General features: G+C 66.9%; 16 protein-coding genes. 5 read left to right on the plus strand and 11 right to left on the minus strand.

Annotation, left to right across the window (positions count from 1 at the left end):
• Positions 1–4: 4 nt before the first annotated feature.
• Positions 5–1,567: a class I adenylate-forming enzyme family protein gene (locus tag B3K53_RS01910; protein ID WP_292082385.1), complete on the plus strand. Its 1,563-nt coding sequence runs from the start codon at positions 5–7 to the stop codon at positions 1,565–1,567.
• Positions 1,564–2,337: an SDR family NAD(P)-dependent oxidoreductase gene (locus B3K53_RS01915; protein ID WP_292082386.1), complete on the plus strand. Its 774-nt coding sequence runs from the start codon at positions 1,564–1,566 to the stop codon at positions 2,335–2,337. The genes B3K53_RS01910 and B3K53_RS01915 overlap by 4 nt, the downstream gene beginning before the upstream one ends.
• Here the strand turns inward: B3K53_RS01915 and B3K53_RS01920 are convergent, their stop codons facing one another.
• The 9 genes from B3K53_RS01920 to B3K53_RS01960 all read right to left on the minus strand — a co-directional run bounded on the left by B3K53_RS01920 (position 2,338) and on the right by B3K53_RS01960 (position 10,555).
• The gene (locus tag B3K53_RS01920; RefSeq protein WP_292082387.1) at positions 2,338–3,072 is read right to left on the minus strand and encodes an SDR family NAD(P)-dependent oxidoreductase; all 735 of its coding nucleotides are present in this window, start codon (positions 3,070–3,072) and stop codon (positions 2,338–2,340) included.
• Positions 3,069–3,968, minus strand: a complete 900-nt coding sequence (locus tag B3K53_RS01925; protein WP_292082388.1) for an acyl-CoA dehydrogenase family protein — start codon at positions 3,966–3,968, stop codon at positions 3,069–3,071. The genes B3K53_RS01920 and B3K53_RS01925 overlap by 4 nt, the downstream gene beginning before the upstream one ends.
• Positions 3,965–5,119, minus strand: coding sequence for an acyl-CoA dehydrogenase family protein (locus B3K53_RS01930; RefSeq protein ID WP_292082389.1), 1,155 nt, complete (start codon positions 5,117–5,119; stop codon positions 3,965–3,967). The genes B3K53_RS01925 and B3K53_RS01930 overlap by 4 nt, the downstream gene beginning before the upstream one ends.
• Positions 5,119–6,360, minus strand: coding sequence for a CaiB/BaiF CoA transferase family protein (locus tag B3K53_RS01935; RefSeq protein ID WP_292082390.1), 1,242 nt, complete (start codon positions 6,358–6,360; stop codon positions 5,119–5,121). Before B3K53_RS01935 ends, B3K53_RS01930 begins: the two co-directional genes overlap by 1 nt.
• Positions 6,357–7,514 (minus strand): acyl-CoA dehydrogenase family protein, encoded by a 1,158-nt coding sequence (locus B3K53_RS01940; RefSeq protein WP_292082391.1) that lies wholly within the window; start codon positions 7,512–7,514, stop codon positions 6,357–6,359. The genes B3K53_RS01935 and B3K53_RS01940 overlap by 4 nt, the downstream gene beginning before the upstream one ends.
• A complete protein-coding gene (locus B3K53_RS01945) occupies positions 7,507–8,598 on the minus strand; it encodes an acyl-CoA dehydrogenase family protein (RefSeq protein ID WP_292082392.1) in 1,092 nt (363 codons plus the stop codon). The genes B3K53_RS01940 and B3K53_RS01945 overlap by 8 nt, the downstream gene beginning before the upstream one ends.
• Before the next feature lie 100 nt (positions 8,599–8,698).
• On the minus strand, positions 8,699–9,064 hold the full coding sequence (locus B3K53_RS01950; RefSeq protein ID WP_292082394.1) for a Zn-ribbon domain-containing OB-fold protein: 366 nt from the start codon (positions 9,062–9,064) through the stop codon (positions 8,699–8,701).
• The gene (locus B3K53_RS01955; protein WP_292082395.1) at positions 9,045–9,911 is read right to left on the minus strand and encodes a MaoC/PaaZ C-terminal domain-containing protein; all 867 of its coding nucleotides are present in this window, start codon (positions 9,909–9,911) and stop codon (positions 9,045–9,047) included. Before B3K53_RS01955 ends, B3K53_RS01950 begins: the two co-directional genes overlap by 20 nt.
• Positions 9,908–10,555, minus strand: coding sequence for a TetR/AcrR family transcriptional regulator (locus B3K53_RS01960; protein ID WP_292082396.1), 648 nt, complete (start codon positions 10,553–10,555; stop codon positions 9,908–9,910). Before B3K53_RS01960 ends, B3K53_RS01955 begins: the two co-directional genes overlap by 4 nt.
• A gap of 156 nt (positions 10,556–10,711) precedes the next feature.
• Between B3K53_RS01960 and B3K53_RS01965 the strand changes: the two genes are divergently transcribed.
• From B3K53_RS01965 to B3K53_RS01975, 3 genes are all read left to right on the plus strand, one after another.
• Complete coding sequence (locus B3K53_RS01965; RefSeq protein WP_292082397.1) at positions 10,712–13,027, plus strand: TonB-dependent receptor; 2,316 nt, start codon at positions 10,712–10,714, stop codon at positions 13,025–13,027.
• A 68-nt stretch (positions 13,028–13,095) separates the two neighbouring features.
• Entirely contained in the window at positions 13,096–14,403 is a 1,308-nt protein-coding gene (locus B3K53_RS01970; RefSeq protein ID WP_292082398.1) for an MFS transporter, read from the plus strand.
• Entirely contained in the window at positions 14,400–15,527 is a 1,128-nt protein-coding gene (locus B3K53_RS01975) for an acyl-CoA dehydrogenase family protein (RefSeq protein WP_292082399.1), read from the plus strand. The genes B3K53_RS01970 and B3K53_RS01975 overlap by 4 nt, the downstream gene beginning before the upstream one ends.
• A 111-nt stretch (positions 15,528–15,638) precedes the next feature.
• Here the strand turns inward: B3K53_RS01975 and B3K53_RS01980 are convergent, their stop codons facing one another.
• Together B3K53_RS01980 and B3K53_RS01985 are read right to left on the minus strand one after the other, a co-directional pair.
• Complete coding sequence (locus tag B3K53_RS01980; RefSeq protein WP_292082400.1) at positions 15,639–16,568, minus strand: electron transfer flavoprotein subunit alpha/FixB family protein; 930 nt, start codon at positions 16,566–16,568, stop codon at positions 15,639–15,641.
• Positions 16,568–17,136, minus strand: a 569-nt coding sequence (locus B3K53_RS01985; protein ID WP_292082401.1) for an electron transfer flavoprotein subunit beta/FixA family protein, incomplete at its 5' end; no start/stop codon positions are given. The genes B3K53_RS01980 and B3K53_RS01985, both read right to left, overlap by 1 nt.

The raw sequence follows: 17,136 nt of genomic DNA on the forward strand, positions 1-17,136 counted from the left end.
CCCGTTGCAAACGCCGGACACCACCCTTCGGGACATGCTGTTGCGCAACGCGCTGCGCTACGCTGACGAACCCGCCTTCGTATGCGGGGGGCGAAGCCTGAGCCATGGGGAGTTCCTGGCGTCGGCCCAGCGACTGGCGTCAGCGCTACATCAGGCTGGCATGGAGCGACAGGATCGCGTTGCGGTCCTGTCGATGAACTCCCTGGAGCTGGCGACGGTCTACGGCGCTTGCGAGCTCCACGGCTTTGTCGCGGCGACGGTCAACTTCCGGCTGGCGCCAATGGAGATGCGCCACATCATCGAGGACAGCGGCGCCAGGATCCTGATCTTTGAAAGCGTCTTCGCCGATCAGGTCGCGGCCATCCGCGCGGCTCTGGAAGGGGTTGAACGCTTCGTCGTCGTCGGCGAAGCCCTCGACTGGGCGGAATCCTGGGACGCCTTTCTCGAAGGCGGGGCGGCGAGCGGTCCTGACCTTCCGCCGCCTGGTCCGGACGACCTCTGCTATCTGATCTACACCAGCGGCACCACCGGTCGTCCCAAGGGGTGCATGCTGGAGCACAAGGCCGAAGTGGCCACCGCCTCCATCATCGCCGCAGCCATGCAGCTGGGGGGGCAGGATCGCACGTTGCTGATGATGCCCCTGTTCCATATCGGCGCGAAGGCGATCGCCCTGGCTCAGCAATGGGTGGGCGGCGTGGTCTATCTGCACAGGACCTATGATCCCGCAGCTATTTTGGCGGACATCGAGACGCACCGCATCACCGCCACGCATATGGCGCCGACCCTCGTCCAGGGGCTGCTCGACTGTCCCGATATCGAAACGCGGGACATCTCGAGTCTGCGAACCCTGCTCTATTCGGCCGCCCCCATGCCGCCCGTGCTTCTGGATCGGGCCCTGAGCGTCTTTGGACCTATTTTCCAGCAGATGTACGGACAGACCGAGGGGATCGGAACGCTTCTGCCGGTGTCGGCCCATTCGCTGTCCGAAGACGCCACGGCGCGTCGGCGCCTCTATTCGATCGGTCACGCCTTCATCGGTTGCGAAATCGCCATTCTGGACGAGGCCGACCACAGTCTGGCGGCCGGGGAGATCGGCGAAATCTGCATCAGGAGCCCGGTCGTGATGCGCGGCTACTGGAACAACAGCGCCGCCTCGCTGGCCACCCTGCGCGACGGCTGGCTGCATACCGGCGACGTCGGCCACATGGACGCTGCGGGCTACGCCTACCTGGTCGACCGCAAGAAGGATGTCATCATCTCTGGGGGCGAGAACATCTATTCCCGCGAGGTGGAGGACGCCATCCTCGCCCACCCCGACGTCCTTGGGGCGGCGGTGGTCGGCGTCCCTGACGCCAAATGGGGCGAGGCGGTGCTTTCGGCGGTGGTGACACGACCCGGCAGCACGCTGACCGAGGCCGATGTCGTCGACCACTGCCGCACGCTTATCGCCGGATACAAGCGGCCGCGCCGCGTCGTCTTCGTCGATAGCCTGCCCATCCTGCCCAGCGGAAAGATCAACAAGCCGGCGCTGCGGGATTCGCTGCGTCAGGGGGAGACCGAAACATGACGCGCAACAAGGCCTTCGAGACCGGAGTCGCTCTCGTGATCGGCGGGGGAGGCGGGGTCGGCGGCGCGGTCGCCCGCGCCCTGGCGGCGGACGGGGCCGATGTGGTCCTGACCTATCGATCGAGCCATGCGGCCGCCGAAGCGACGGCCGAGGCTGTTCGCGCGCTAGGGCGGAGCGCCCGCTGTCTCGCGCTTGATCTCACCGACCACGCGGCTGTCGCGGATCTGGTCGCCGAGGTTGAGGGGACGGCCGGCGCCATCCATACGGTCATCTATGCAGCCGGGCCCATGCTGCCCTTCAAATTCCTGTCCTCGGTCACGCCCGAGGAGTTCGCCGGCTTTCTCACGGGCGACACCCTGGCCTTCTTCGCCCTGATGCATGCGGCGATTCCGGCCTTGAGGCGCTCGCGGGGATCCGCCGTGGCCATCCACACCACCGGACTCTACCGCTGGCCGATCAAGGACGGACTCTCGGTCGTGCCCAAGGCCGGCGTGGAGTCCATGGTGAAGGGGTTCGCGCGCGAGGAGGGCCGCTTCGGCGTGCGGGTGAACGGCGTGGCGCTGGGCGTCCTGGACGGCGGTCTGTTCGACAAGATGATGACGGCGGGTCAGATCAACGACAAGTTCGTCGATGCGACGATTGCGGCCGTTCCGCTCGGCCGGCTCGGCCGGCTTGAGGAGATCGGCGACGCGGCGGTCTTCCTGGCCTCGTCCCGGGCGGCTTATGTCACGGGGCACAGCCTCGTCGTGGACGGCGGCTTCCACCTCTGATCAGTGGAAGCTGCGCCCGCCGTCGACGGCCAGAGCCACGCCGGTGATGAAGGCGCTGTCGTCTCCGATCAGAAAGCGGATCGCCGTTCCGATCTCCTCGGGGCTGGCGATCCGACCCAGGGCGTAGCCCGCCCCTACCGCCGTTTCGGCCTCGATCGCTTCGCCGGTCATCTGCGAGAACATCGGGGTGCGAACGGCCCCGGGGCAGACGGCGTTGACGCGGATTGTCGGGGCCAGCTCCCGGGACAGGGCCTTGCTCAGCATCACCACGCCCGCCTTACTCGCGCTGTAGGCCGCCCCCGCGAAGGAGGGGGTCAGGCCGCTGGCCGAGGCGAGATTGACGATCGCTCCCTTTCCGCAAGCCCGTAGCGCAGGGATGGCGGCGCGACAGGTGAGGAAGACCCCTGTCATGTTCGTGTCGACCAGGCGTCGCCAGTCCGTCAGGGAGGTGTTCTCGAGCGTCTGGACAGTCGCTGTTCCGGCGCAGTTCACCAGGCCGTCCAGGCCGCCTAGCGCGCGGACGGCGGCGTTGACCGCCGTCTCCACCGCGGTTTCGTCCCTTACGTCGGCCTGAAACGCATGTGCATTGAGTACGCGTCCCAGGGCGCGGGTCTCGGCCTCGACAAGATCGACCAGCCCGAGTTCGGCGCCGGCCTCGGCGAGCATTCGGGCGGCGGCGGCGCCAATCCCTGAACCGGCGCCGGTGATGATGATCCGCTTTCCCCTGACGCTCATGTCTTGGCCTCTTGATCCCAGTCGGCGACCAGACTCGGCCAGAGCCGATCCGTGGTCGGCAGGTAGCGCCGCGCCAGGGCGTCGCCCCAGGCGACCTCGCCGCCGGCGACGTCCCGCCATCGCCACATGGCCATCGTCAGGCGATGCAGGGGATATTCCTCGGTCACGCCGATGGCTCCGTGGATCTGGTGTGCGCACGCTGCGCCGATCCTGACGGCGCGCGACGCACGGCTCTTGGCGACGCCGGCGGCCAAGATGGGATCGCGCGGCAGCAGACGAAAGCCGAAATCGGCGGCGGCGCGGGCGGCCGCCGCTTCAAGACCCAGATCCGCAGCGAGCCGCTGAACCGCCTGGAACTTGCCGATCGGTCGGCCAAACTGCGCGCGCGAGGCGGCGTGGTCGATGCTCAGCTCCAGCGCGCGCTGGAGGGCGCCGGCGATCTGTGCGGCTGTCGCTACCGCGAGGGCCGCCCGCGCCAGGCCGACGGCGACAGGACGCGTCTGCGTGAACCCTTCAGGCGAGATCAGAGACAGCATATCCCTGCCATCGCCGCTATGGGATGTCAGGGTCCAGGCGCCGGGCGGGACGGGGACGCCGCCGCCCAGAACCACGGGCGCTTCAGGGGCGGGGAGACCGGCCTGACCCAGAAGCCATCCGCCGATCAGCACTTCGGCGAGCGGGGCGGGCGCCGCATAGCCGCCCCAGGCGACCAGGGGGGCGGCGACATCTGTCCATGCCAGGCCCTGTCCGCCCGCCTCTTCGCCGATCATGGCGCGGTCGAGGCCGAGATCCAGAAGGCTTGACCAGAGGCCGGCTCCGTCCGGCGCCGGGCCCGCTTCGTCCATGAGCCGTCGGATCTGATCCGAAAGCAGTTCGCCGATGTCCAATTCGCTCATCTCAGACCCAATCCTCGCGCCACGATGCCTTGCATGATTTCCCGCGTGCCGCCGCGAAGGGAGTAGGTGGGGGCGATCTCCAGCGTGGCCTGAAGCAGCGCCACCAGGTCCGCCGGCGCAGGGGCGTCCTCAGGAAGGGCGGCGAGAAGGGTTCGCGCCAATTCGGGCACGGACTGCTCGAATGAGACGCCCAATTCCTTCACAACCGCAGCCTCGAGGTTGGGCGTTTCTCCGCGAGACAGCCGCTCGGCCAGGGACAGAGACATGGAGCGAAGCACAGCCACGTCGCCCAGCGCCTGACCGATCTGGCTTCTCACGCCCCGGTCGGCGGCGCAGGCCGGGTGCCGGGCCAAGCGGTCCAGCAGGGGAAAGGCGCTCATGAACCGGTCTGGCCCGCTGCGTTCGAAGGCCAGTTCGGCGGTGACCTGGGCCCAGCCGTCGCCAGCCTCGCCGATCAATCCCGCGTCCGGAACGAAGACGTCGTCGAACGTCACCTCGTTGAAATGGGCTTGCCCCGACAGGTCCCGAATGCCCCGGATCTCGATCCCGGGCGACGAGAGGTCGACCAGCAGTTGCGACAGGCCTTTCTGGCGATCGCTCGCGGTCCCTTCCGTGCGGAAAAGACCGAGCATATAGGCCGACTGATGGGCGTTTGTGGTCCAGATCTTGCGCCCGTTGAGGCGCCATCCGCCCGGAGCGGGCTCGGCGCGCGACCGGATGGCGGCGAGGTCGGATCCTGCGTCCGGTTCGCTGAGGCCGACGCAGATCGAGATCTCGCCCCTGGCCAGGCGAGGCAGGACCGCCCGCTTCTGGTCCTCTGTGCCCAGCCGCAGCAGGAGCGGACCGGTTTGACGATCGCCCGTCGAATGGGCTCCGATGGGGGCGCCGACGGCCATCATCTCCTCGAGAACGACATAGCGTTCGAGCATGGATCGGTCCTGGCCGCCGTAGGCCGTGGGCCAGGTCATGCCGATCCAGCCGCGGGCGCCGACCGCGCGGGTGAAGTCCCGGTCGAAACCGACCCAGGACTGGGCGACCGATCGGGCGCTCCAGCTGGCCTGATGATCCGCCAGAAAGGCGCGAACCTCCAGGCGGAGCGCTTCCGTCTCCGGCGGCAGGGGGGCGTGGGGGAAGTGCAGCGCCGCAGGCATCAGATCGCTCCCTTGTCGCGCAGCGTCGCCAGGGCCATCGGATCGAGGCCGAGCAGGCTGGAGAGGACCTCCTGCGTGTGCTCCCCCATCAGGGGCGGCGCCCGTCGATAGGCGACGGGAGAGCGCGACAGCCGTAGCGGACTGGCGATGGTCCTCACGGGGCCCAGCTGGGGGTGATCGAGAGCGATGATCGTGTCGCGGGCCTGGACATGAGGATCATGCTCCAGGTCGGACATGGCGTTGATCGGGCCGCAGGAGACCTTGGCGGCGTTGAGGGTTTCGACCCACCAGGCGCGCGGTCGCGTGCGAATGATGTCGCCGACCGCGGCCTTGATGGCGGCGCGATGGCGCACGCGTGCGCCGTTGGCGGCGAACCGGGGATCGGTCTTCCACTCCGGTTGACCCAGGACGTCGGCCAGCCGATTGAATTCCCGATCATTGAAGGTGGCGATGATCACGTGACCGTCCGCGGCCTCATAGACGCCGTAGGGCGCGGCGCTCGGATGGTCGTTGCCCGTTCTGCCGAGTTCCGCTCCGGCGTTCAGCCAGGCCGAGGCCGTGTTCAGCAGGGACGAAACCTGGGAATCGAAAAGGGAGATATCGACCAACTGGCCCTCGCCGGTGCGGTGGCGATGCTGCAGGGCGGCCAGGACGCCGATGGTCGCGTTCATGCCAGCGAAGATGTCGACGAGCGGGATGCCCACACGGACCGGTCCGGCCCCGTCCTCTCCATCGCGCGGTCCGGTCACGCTCATGACGCCGCCCATGCCCTGGATGAGGTAGTCGTAGCCGGAACGATCCGCATAGGGGCCCTCCTGCCCGAAGCCGGAGATGGCGCAATAGATCAGGCGAGGGTTTACGGCGCGAAGGTCCTCATAGCCGAGGCCGTAGCGGGCGAGGGTGCCCGGACGATAGTTCTCGATCAGGATGTCGCTGATCGCGGCCAGCCGACGCAGGGCTTCGGCGCCTTCGGGGACGGCGAAATCCAGGGCGATGGAGCGCTTGTTGCGGTTCACGCTCTGGAAGTAGGTGGATTCCTCGAGGTCCTCTCCATCGCCGTCTTTCATCCATGGCGGGCCGACGCGGCGCACGTCGTCGCCTTCGCCCTTCCGTTCGACCTTGATGACGTCGGCGCCCAGGTCGCCGAAGGTCTGGGCCGCGAACGGACCGGCGACCACCCGGGTGAGGTCGAGCACTCTCAGGCCGCTCAGCGGCGGGGGGACGATTTCAGAGGAGGTCATGACGGCATTCCCAGCACCGCTCTGGCGAGCAGGTTGCGTTGGATTTCATTGGTCCCGGCGAAGATGGCCTGCGGACGCGACATGTAATATTGCCAGGCCAGGTCGACCGGCACGCCGCCGACCTCGCAGGCGCCTTCGACGGCGACCCGGCCCTGGCCCAGGTCCAGGTTCAGTTCGCTGGCGCGCTGCTGCAGCTCGGACGACAGGATTTTCAACATGGAGACTTCGGCGCCGGGTTCGTGTCCCTCGCCGATCGCCCTGCATATCCGGCTGTAGAGGGCGCGTATGTCATGCAGGTCGACGGCGCAGCGCGCATAGCGATCGCGGAGTTCGCCCTCGGCGTCGCCCGCCTCCAGCAGGGCGCGGCTCAGCGTCAGCGCCCGGGCCGCGAGGGCCGGGCTTCCGATCCAGACTCGTTCGTAGCCGAGCAGGGATTTCGACACCGACCATCCCTGGTCGATCTCACCGACGATCTGGGAAAGAGGGACCCGCGCTGCGTCAAAGAACACCTCGCAGAACTCATCCTCTCCGGCGAGGTTGTTGATGGGCCGCACGGTCACGCCTGGCGTGTCGATCGGGATCAGCAGGAAGGTGATGCCGTCCTGACGGCGCTCCTTCCGAGCGGTTCGGACAAGGGCGAAGACATGGGTGGATTCATTGGCGTGGGTCGTCCAGATTTTCTGGCCTGTGACGAGGATGTCGTCGCCGTCGATCACGCCCGTCGTCGAGAGGGAGGCGAGATCGGAGCCCGCCCCTGGTTCGGAATAGCCCTGGCACCAGAGGTGCTCGCCCGAGAGAATCTTCGGGAGGTAGAATTTCTTCTGCGCCTCGGACCCATGGAGCATGAGGGTCGGACCCAGCTGAACTTCGCCGAGGTCGATGACCCGCGCGGCGCCGATGCGCTCGAGCTCTTCGGCGTAGATCACCTGCTGGGCGAAGGTCAGGCCCAGGCCGCCGTAGGCCTGGGGCCATGACGGCGCGCGCCAGCCGCCCGCATTGAGCATGTCGATCCATGCCCGCACCTGGTCGCCCCGAAGGCGTCGGAAAGGCCGAAGGCTGTCCTGTCGCCAGGCCGAGGGATAATGGGCTTCCAGCCAGTGGCGGAAGCGCAGGCGGAAGGCCTCGTCGGAGGTCGTCGGCAAAGCGTCAGGCATCAATGTCGCCTCCCAGCATGAGGAATCTTCGGCGGTGCGCCAGGGCGCCGCCGAAGCGAGGCGTGAGGCCCAGAACAGCCCGGACGAAAAGGCTGACGTCTGATTCTTCGGTGAAGCCGATCGCCCCATGCATCTGGATCGCCTCACGGCTCGCCAGAGCGGCCGTCTCGCAGGCCCGCGCCTTGGCGGCGCTGACCGCCGCCAAGGCGGCGGCGCCGTCCGGATCGGCGTCATAGAGGGCGGCGGCGTGTTCCACCGACGCCTCGCCCAGGGCGGTCGCCATGTGAAGGTCCACGGCGCGATGTTGCAGGGCCTGGAAGCCGCCCAGGGGGCGGCCGAACTGTCGCCTCACGCCGAGATGGTCCAGCGTCAGGGCGTTCAGACCCTCCGCGACCCCCAGGAGTTGAGCAGCCGTCGCCAGCGCCCCCATGGCGAGGGCGCGCTGCACCGCCTGACGCGCAGCCGGACCCTTCAGGACGATTTCCGACGTCGGGGCGTCGCGGAAGAGGATGTCGGCGATCGCGCCGCCGGCCAGATCGCGACGCGTCTTCACGCTGATGCCTTCGTCGCCGCAATGAATAGCGGTCAGGACAGGGTCTCCGTCGGCTTCGGCGACGACGAAGAGGCGGTCGGCGAGGGGGGAGAGCTGCTTTTCTCCCGCAAGACGCCCCGCCGTCAGCCGGGTGCGGCTCGGCCAGGCGTCGATTGCGTCGCCTGCTTCCTGCCAGCACAGGGCCGAGGCGTCGCCCCTTGCCGTCAAACCGTCCACCGCGCCCTGGCGATGGCTCCCCGCCGGCATGGCGGCGACGAGAACGGATGGAACCAGGGCCAACTGGACGAAGGGCTCCGGGAGCAGGGTCCGGCCGAACAGGCGAGCTAGCTGGACGGCGCCGGCCGCGCCAATATCCGCCCCGCCGTCGTCTTCGGGCAGGAGGGCCGCAGTCAGCCCCATGTCGACCAGTCCGGTCCACAGGGACGGGGAGGGGTTCTTCAGACGATCACGCCGGTGGTGATCATCGACGAACGCCTGGGCCGAATCCTGCACCATCGACAGGAACTCGCCCTTGCGGGTGTCCTGGTTCACGTCTGCATCCTCCTGCCGTCGGCATAGGGCCGCGCGGCGCGCTTGCGCTAGAAACTAACAAACGTTTGGTAGTGCGCGCGTGGAGGGATGGCAAGAGGCCTCAGGCCAGATCGAACACCACATTGGGGGCGCCGTGCAGGTCGGCGATCCGGCTGATGACGCGTTGACCGATCTTCAGCGCGTCGGGCGCGACGTCTTCGATCCGGCTCATGAGGCGAGGGCCTTCGTCCAGAGCGATGATGGCGACGTTGTAGGGGGCTTCCGGCGGGCGTGGATGCACGATGGTCAGGGCGTAGATCTCCCCGCCGCCGCTCGCCTCGACCCATTCCAGATCCTGCCGGCCCGTGCCGGGTTCAGCCACTCTCGGATAGAAGACATGGGCGCCGCTGGAGGCGCTGCGCTGGATCATGAAGCGGCCGGCCGCAAGGTGCGCCCGGAACTCCTGGTCAGGCTTGGTGTGGGTCATGAATGAACTCCGCCAGGCCGTGCGAAAGAACGACAAGGTCCCTGTCGACGGCGCGTACTTGGAAATGGACGCGATCCTGTTCGCGCCAGAGGTCGGTTGCGAGCCGTTCGCCGGGAAAAACGGGGGCTTTGAAACGGCAGTCGAGCCGGCCCAGGGTTTCCGGCGGAAGGTCCAGCTCGGTCAGAAGACTGAAGGCGGCGACGCCATAGGTCGCCAGACCGTGCAGGATCGGCTTGGGGAAGCCGATGGAGAGGGCCACCTTCGGGTCGGCGTGAAGAGGGTTGAGGTCGCCGCTCAGGCGATAGATCAGGGCGGTCTGGGGCAGGGTCTGCAGTTCGAAGCTGTGTTCCGGCGGCCGGTCAGGCGTCGACGTCATGGCCGACGCCTCCTCGCCCACAGAGCCGATCCCGCCGTCGCCCCGGCAAAAGAGAGTCTGGCCGACGGTGGCGGCGAGCCGGCCGTCGATGGTCAGGGTGCGCTCATAGGCGACGATTGCGCCCTTGCCCTCGCCCTTGTCCCGGACGCCCTTGATGCGGGATTGCGACCTGACGACGCCACGCGCGGGAAGGGGGCGGTGAATCTGCAAGGTCTGCTCGCCATGGACGATGCGCGCCCAGTCCAGGCCCGTGTCGAGATCGCGCGGCCAGAAACCCGGGTGGCCGAGGACCGCAGCCATCGACGGCAGGGGCTTCAGGCCGTCTTCATAGGTGTAGGCGAGGTGCGCCGGGGATGTCGGGTCGCCGCCGACGCCTACCCCGAGCGCATAGAGGATCGCGTCGCGTTCGGCGTAGGCCTGTTCGACATCCGGAATGGACAGATTGATCAGGGCCTGAGCCGACGCCCTCATTTGCGCGGCGCCGCGCGCATGCCGTTCAGGAAGAGCTCGGCCGCCATGGCGCCGAGATCCTCGAAGGACTTCTTCTCGGGGTCCAGCCATTCGCTGGTCCAGTTCAGCGACCCCAGGAGGAACAGGCGCGTCAGGCCGAGGTCGGCGTCGCCTGCCAGGATGCCGGCTTCCACACCGTCGTGAAGCAGGTTTCGCCAGAGATCGTCGTAGCGGCGCCGCATGCCGATATGCTTGTCGTGCAGGGATTCCGGGATGTGCTTGAGCAATTGCCGGCTCGCCACCGTATAGGTTCCGTATTCCCACACGGTCTTCAGATGCGCGGTCGTCGCCGCCTGGATCCGGGCGTCGAACGTGGCGTCGGCGGGGAGGGCGGCCATCGCCTCTTCAAAGCCCTTGATGGCTTCGCCGATGCCGCGCTCCAGGACGCCGTCGAGAATCTCGTCTTTCGAACTGAAGTGATAATAGAGGCTTCCCGCCTTCATTCCTCCGGCGTCGGCGATGTCCCGCATGGTCGTGGCGGCGTAGCCATGCTCGCGGAAAAGGTCAGCCGCGAGCTCGAGAAGCCGGCTGCTCGACAATTCGCCTTTCCGCGGTGTGGTGCCTGCCGTGGAAGCCATTCGTTCGTCCTTGCCTGATGCGGCCATTCAATCCGCCCCTCCATCATGGCGGACCTGTCGGTCCGGCACAAGAAAATCGAACGCTTGACAGGTGAAAAAACCTACCGAATGTTAGGCCGGTTATGACGCGCGGGCTCGGAAACCCGAAGACCCTCAATCGGCGCGCATCGGGAGGCTAAGGGTATGAGGAAGTTGAAGGGGGTCCTGTATCTCGCGACGGTCGCGCCATGCGCCTTGTTCGCATCGGGCGTGCTGGCGCAGTCGGCGGGGGCGCCGGCGTCGCAGGCGGCCACGACCATTGAGGACATCGTCGTGACGGCGCAAAAGCGCGAGCAGGCGGTCAACACCATCCCGCTGGCGATCACCGCGGTGTCGTCGCAGCAACTCGAAAACCGCGGGATTGAAACCGTCGCCGACCTCCAGAAGGTCGCGCCCGGCTTCAGCTTCGCCGACACGGGCGTCAATGCGCCGGTCTATTCGCTGCGTGGGGTGGGCTATTTCGACTACAGCCTGGCGGCGGCCCCGGCGGTCAGCGTCTATCTGGATGAGGTGGCCCTACCTTACCCCGCCATGACCCAGGGCGCGATGATTGATCTGCAACGCGTCGAGGTTCTGCGCGGCCCTCAGGGCACGCTTTTCGGCCAGAACGCGACCGGCGGCCTGGTCAATTATATTCCAGCTTCGCCGACCGCCGATCCCTCCGCGGGCTTCAAGGTCAGCTATGGACGGTTCAATCGCACGGAACTGGAGGGCTATGTCAGCGGCCCGCTCACCGACACCCTTCGCGGACGCCTGGCGGTCCAAAGCCTCCAGAGCGACGACTGGCAGTACAGCTACACCCGCGACGATTCGACGGGCGCGGCCAACCGGACCAGCGCCCGGGCTTTGCTGGACTGGGATCCGACATCCAATCTCTCGGTGACCTTCAACCTGAACGGCTATGTCGACCGCTCGGAGCCGCAGGCGACCCAACTCATCGCCATCACGCCGCTGACGCCGGCCCGTGTCCGGCCCGAAGTGGCCAACTATCCGCTGGCCCCGCATGACGCCCGCGCCGCGGACTGGAGCGACCAGCGCGATCCCTTCCGCGACGACCGGTTCTGGCAGGCGTCCGCCAAGGCGGTCTGGGACATCAACGACGCTCTGACCCTGACCTCGATCACGGCCTATTCCTCGCTCGACACCAACGACTACATCGACCGTGACGGGATGAGCAACGACAACAGCCAGTATGGACTCGACGGCAGCATCGAGGCCTTTTCGCAAGAGTTGCGGCTGTCTGGCGACACTGATCGACTGAACTGGGTTCTCGGCGCTTCCTACTCCAGCGCGGACACCGAGGAAAATTCGACGGTCAACATCGAGAGCTCCTCCAACGTCCAGAACAGTTTCGGGGTGAAGTTCAGCGACGCCTCCAGTCGCGTGAACAATGAGATCAAATCCTCGGCGATCTTCGCTTCCGGAGACTGGAAGCTCACGGATTCCCTCACTCTGACCACGGGTCTGCGCTACACCAAGGCCGAACTGGACTTTGTCGGCTGCACCAATGTGACGGAACCGGCTGCGATCCAGGCCTTCTCCAACATCAGCGCCTTCTTCCGCAACGCCAACGGCCTGCCGCCCGCTCCCTTCATTCCGGTCAACGGCTGCGTGGTTCTGGGGCGGGATTTCCTGGCCACCGAACCGCACAAGATCCTGGACGAGGACAATGTGTCGTGGCGCGTCGCCCTCAACTGGGAGGTGGCCGACGACATCAGGTTGTTCGCCTCGACGAGCCGCGGCTACAAGGCCGGCAATTCCATCACCGTCGCCGGGTCGTTCGACACCCAGTATAATCCGGTCCGCCAGGAAGAGCTGACGGCCTACGAGACCGGAGTCAAAGCCACCCTGTTCGATCGAACCATGCAACTGAATGCATCGATCTTCTACTATGACTACATCGACAAGCAGGCGCGGTCCAAGATCGTGGATCCCGTCTTCGGGCCGCTTCAGGCGCTGGTGAATATCCCGAGCGCCAACGCCAAGGGCGGCGAGATCGAGCTTCAATGGCTGCCCATGACGGGTCTGACAGTCAATGGAGGGCTGGCCTATCTCGACACCGAGATCGAGGAGTTCATCGGGTTCGATGCGCTTGGCGTACAGAGGGACTTCGCAGGCAAGCCCTTCAGCTTCGCCCCTGAGCTGCAGACCAATCTTGACCTCGACTATGTCTGGCCGCTTTCCAATGGTCTCGAAGCCTTCGTGGGCGGCAGCGTCGCCTATCGCAGCGACGCGAGCGCCGACTTCGACAGCAATCCCCTGTTCGACATCGACGCCTACACCCTGGTGGACGCCCGTCTCGGCGTGACGTCAGCCGACGGCCGCTGGCGGTTTTCGGTCTGGGGCCGCAACCTCACGGACGAATACTATTGGCATAGCGTGATCCGCGTCCAAGACTCGGTGGTGCGGGTTGCCGGCCAGCCCCGGACCTATGGGGTTTCCTTGGGCGTCGAGTTCTAGGTCGGACCTCCTGTTCGCGACCACGGCCCGTGCGCAAGCCGGGCCGTCCTTTCTTCTGAGGACAGTCCATGCACGCCCCTGTTCACCCAGCCGCGCCGCGCGGTCTGACCGGTCTGACCCAGCGGCCCAATTTCGTTCTGGGCCTGCTGATCCTGATCTACACCTTCAATGTTCTGGACCGGCAGATCGTCTCCATCCTCGCCCAACCGATCAAGGCCGAGATGGGCCTGTCTGACACCCAGCTTGGCTTGCTTACCGGGCTGGCGTTCGCTCTGTTCTATTCGGTCTTCGGCATTCCCGTCGGCTGGATCGCCGATCGTTTCGGGCGCGTACGAACGATGGCCGCCTCCTGCGTCGTGTGGAGCGTCTGCTCCATCGCCTGCGGCTTTTCGCAGAACTTCGGGCAGATGGCCGCTGCGCGGATGGGCGTCGGGATCGGCGAAGCCGGGGGCGCGCCGCCCTCCTATTCTCTCATATCGGACTATTTCCCGCCCGAGGCTCGCGCCCAGGCCCTGGGGCTCTTTTCTCTGGGCGCGCCCCTGGGCATCCTGCTGGGAATGACGCTGGGCGGCTGGGCGGCGGTCGAGTTCGGCTGGCGATCGGCCTTCTATGTGGTCAGTCTTCCCGGCGTCTTTTTCGCCCTTCTGCTCTGGCTTCTCGTCAAGGAACCCCGGACCGGCCGCCTTGACGTTGCGGCCGCGACAATCGAACCCCAGGCGCCTCTGGGCGTCGCGGTGCGGGAATTCTTCGCGACGCCGTCGCTCTGGCGCGTGGCTGTGGCGGGCGGCTTGTCGGCCTTTGTGACCTACGGCCTGCTGAACTGGCTACCGTCCTTCCTCATGCGCTCGAAGGGCATGGCCCTGGGCGAGGTCGCCCAGTATCTGGGCTTCGTCAATGCAGGGGCCATGGCGCTAGGTCTCTGGTTCGGCGGCCGACTGGCTGATCGCCTTGGACGCCGCAATCCCGCCGCCTACGGCCTCGTGCCTGCGACCAGTCTGGTCCTGGCTGCCCCGGCCTTTGTGGCGGCGATCATCGCCCCGGGCTGGGCGGCGTCGCTCCTGCTGTTCGCCATCCCGATCGCTCTCAATATCGTCTTCATGGGGCCGGCTCTCGCCGTGGTCCAGAACGGCGCGAAGCCCGCCAATCGCACGGTGGCCTCGGCCCTGTTTCTATTGATCAATAATCTCGTTGGTCTGGGCGGCGGGCCGCTGTTCGTCGGCTTCATCAGCGATCTCGCGGCGCCGAGATATGGAGATGGCGCCCTCACGGTCGCCATGCTGTGCTTGACGCCCTTCTTCCTGCTGGCCGCCACGGCGCACTACATGGTCGCGCGCGCCTTGCGCAAGGAAGCGGCGATCCGAGCGGCGGCTGCATGATTCTCACCGAAACCCAGACGATGATCCGCGATGCGGTGAAGACCTTTGTTCGAGACCGTGTGACCCCGTACGCCAGGAAATGGGAGGCCGAGGGCCGATATCCCGAGCCGCTGTTTTCCGAACTGGCGGCGCTGGGGCTGATGGGCATGACCGCGCCGGGCGTCTATGGCGGCGGGGAGGCGGACTATGTCTCCTATGCGCTCGCCCTGATGGAGCTGGCGGCGGGCGACGGGGGGCTTTCGACCGTGGTTTCCGTCCACAACGCGCCCGTGGTCGCGGCCCTCCTGAGTGAAGGGTCGGACGACCAGAAGGCCGCCTACATGGCCAGGCTGTGCAGCGGCGAGATGATCGGGGCCTTCGCCCTGACGGAATCCGGCGCCGGTTCGGACGCGGCGGCCCTGAGCACGCTGGCCGTCAGGGAGGCCTCGGCCTGGCGCATTAACGGGTCGAAGCAGTTCATCACCTCCGGTCGGATCGCGGGTCTGACGATCGTCTTCGCCGTGACGAATCCCGCGCGCGGCAAGAAGGGACTCTCGGCCTTTCTGGTTCCGGCAGGAACGCCGGGTCTTGTGGTCGACAAGGTCGAGCACAAGATGGGGCAATGCGCCTCCGACACCTGCGCCCTGAAGTTTGATGACATGCTTCTGGACGACGGGCTCCTGCTGGGCGGGGAAGGGGAGGGCTATCGTATCGCGCTCGCCAACCTCGAGACGGGACGGATCGGGATCGCCGCCCAGAGTGTCGGCATGGCCCAGGCCGCGCTGGATGCAGCGGTCGTCTACGCCCGTGAGCGGAACACCTTCGGCAAGGCGATCATGGAGCATCAGGCCGTCGGCTTCCGACTGGCTGACCTGGCCGCTCGGCTCGAGGCGGCCCGCCAGCTCGTCCTTCATGCTGCGGCGACCAAAGACGCGGGCAAGCCCTGTTTAAAGGAGGCGTCCATGGCCAAGCTGGTGGCGTCGGAAACGGCGGAGGCCGTCTGTTCCGGGGCGATCCAGACACTCGGCGGCTACGGCTACCTGGAGGAGTATGGTCTGGCAAAGATCTATCGCGACGTCCGCGTCTGCCAGATCTACGAGGGCACCTCCGATATCCAGCGGATGGTGATCGCCCGCGCTCTCTGAGGGGCCAAGGGACTTCTTGGCCCCCACTGGCCCGCCGCACGACGTCGGAACTGAGAACGCGCCGGACGGTCTCCCGTCCGGCGCGCTTCATATTCAGCGTAGAGGCAGCCCTTAACCGAGGGCGGCCATCAGTTCCGGCACGGCGGTCTTGTAGTCGGCGACCAGGCCGTAGTCGGCGACCTGGAAGATCGGGGCGTCGGCATCCTTGTTGATGGCGACGATGACCTTGGAGTCCTTCATGCCGGCCAGGTGCTGGATGGCGCCCGAGATGCCGATGGCGATGTAGAGGGCCGGGGCCACGACCTTGCCGGTCTGGCCGACCTGATAGTCGTTGGGGGCGTAGCCTGCGTCGACGGCAGCGCGGCTGGCGCCGATGGCGGCGCCCAGCTTGTCGGCCAGGGGCTCCATGACGGCGTGGAACTCGTCAGCCGAGCCCAGGGCGCGGCCGCCCGAGACGATGATCTTGGCGGCGCCCAGTTCGGGGCGGTCCGACTTGACCATTTCCTCAGAGACGAAGGCGGTCTTGGGCGCTTCACCAGCGGCGACGCTCTCGACCGAGGCCGAGCCGCCTTCAGCGGCGGCGGCGAAGGCCGTCGGGCGCACGGTGATGACCTTCTTGGCGTCGGCGGACTGCACCGTTTCCAGGGCGTTGCCGGCGTAGATCGGACGCACGAAGGTATCAGCCGAGACGACCTCGACAATGTCCGAGATCGGGGCGACGTCCAGCTTGGCGGCCAGGCGCGGGGCGAAGTTCTTGCCGTCCGTGGTGGCGGGCGACAGGACGGCGTCGTAGCCAGCGGCCAGCGGCAGGACGGTGGCCTCGACGGCCTCGGCCAGGCCGTGAGCGACGGCGTCGCCCTCGGCCAGCAGGACCTTGCGCACGCCCGTGATCTTGGCGGCGGCGTCGGCCACGGCTTGAGCGCCTTGGCCCAGGACCAGAACGTCCACGTCCGACGACAGGGCCAGGGCCGCCGTCACGGTCTTGTGGGTGGTGTCGCGAACGGCCGAGCCGTCATGGTCGGCGATGACGAGAACGGCCATTACAGAACCCCTGCGTCTTTGAGCTTGGAAACCAGTTCGGCCGCGTCGGCGACCTTGACGCCCGCCGAACGCTTCGGCGGCTCCGTCACCTTCAGAACCTTGAGGCGATCCGCGACATCGACGCCGTAGTCGGCAACCGCCTTGACCGCGATCTCCTTCTTCTTGGCCTTCATGATGTTGGGCAGGCTGGCGTAGCGGGGGGTGTTCAGGCGCAGGTCCACGGTGACCACGGCCGGCAGGGTCGCCGCCACGGTCTGCAGACCGCCGTCGACTTCACGCGTCACGGTCGCCTTGCCGCCGTCAATGACCAGCTTGCCGGCGAAGGTGGCTTGCGGCCAGTCCAGCAGGGCGGCCAGCATCTGACCCACGGCGTTGTTGTCGCCGTCGATGGACTGCTTGCCCATCAGGACCAGGTCCGGCTTCTCCTCGTCCACGACCGCCTTCAGCAGCTTGGCGACGGCCAGCGGCTCCAGGTCGGCGTCCGACTGGATCAGGACGCCGCGGTCGGCGCCCATGGCGAGGGCCGTGCGGATGGTTTCCTGGGCTTGGGTCACGCCGATGGAGACGA

Source organism: Brevundimonas sp. UBA7506 (assembly GCF_002479495.1).
Taxonomy (GTDB): Bacteria; Pseudomonadota; Alphaproteobacteria; order Caulobacterales; family Caulobacteraceae; genus Brevundimonas.

Excerpts from the sequence above, each read along its gene's own strand:
- B3K53_RS01935 (WP_292082390.1), bottom strand. The coding sequence starts at position 6,360 with ATGACCTCCTCTGAAATCGTCCCCCCGCCGCTGAGCGGCCTGAGAGTG.
- B3K53_RS01960 (WP_292082396.1), bottom strand. The coding sequence starts at position 10,555 with ATGGCCGCATCAGGCAAGGACGAACGAATGGCTTCCACGGCAGGCACC.
- B3K53_RS01975 (WP_292082399.1), top strand. The coding sequence starts at position 14,400 with ATGATTCTCACCGAAACCCAGACGATGATCCGCGATGCGGTGAAGACC.
- B3K53_RS01915 (WP_292082386.1), top strand. The coding sequence starts at position 1,564 with ATGACGCGCAACAAGGCCTTCGAGACCGGAGTCGCTCTCGTGATCGGC.
- B3K53_RS01920 (WP_292082387.1), bottom strand. The coding sequence starts at position 3,072 with ATGAGCGTCAGGGGAAAGCGGATCATCATCACCGGCGCCGGTTCAGGG.
- B3K53_RS01970 (WP_292082398.1), top strand. The coding sequence starts at position 13,096 with ATGCACGCCCCTGTTCACCCAGCCGCGCCGCGCGGTCTGACCGGTCTG.
- B3K53_RS01925 (WP_292082388.1), bottom strand. The coding sequence starts at position 3,968 with ATGAGCGAATTGGACATCGGCGAACTGCTTTCGGATCAGATCCGACGG.
- B3K53_RS01980 (WP_292082400.1), bottom strand. The coding sequence starts at position 16,568 with ATGGCCGTTCTCGTCATCGCCGACCATGACGGCTCGGCCGTTCGCGAC.
- B3K53_RS01965 (WP_292082397.1), top strand. The coding sequence starts at position 10,712 with ATGAGGAAGTTGAAGGGGGTCCTGTATCTCGCGACGGTCGCGCCATGC.
- B3K53_RS01930 (WP_292082389.1), bottom strand. The coding sequence starts at position 5,119 with ATGCCTGCGGCGCTGCACTTCCCCCACGCCCCCCTGCCGCCGGAGACG.
- B3K53_RS01940 (WP_292082391.1), bottom strand. The coding sequence starts at position 7,514 with ATGCCTGACGCTTTGCCGACGACCTCCGACGAGGCCTTCCGCCTGCGC.
- B3K53_RS01950 (WP_292082394.1), bottom strand. The coding sequence starts at position 9,064 with ATGACCCACACCAAGCCTGACCAGGAGTTCCGGGCGCACCTTGCGGCC.
- B3K53_RS01955 (WP_292082395.1), bottom strand. The coding sequence starts at position 9,911 with ATGAGGGCGTCGGCTCAGGCCCTGATCAATCTGTCCATTCCGGATGTC.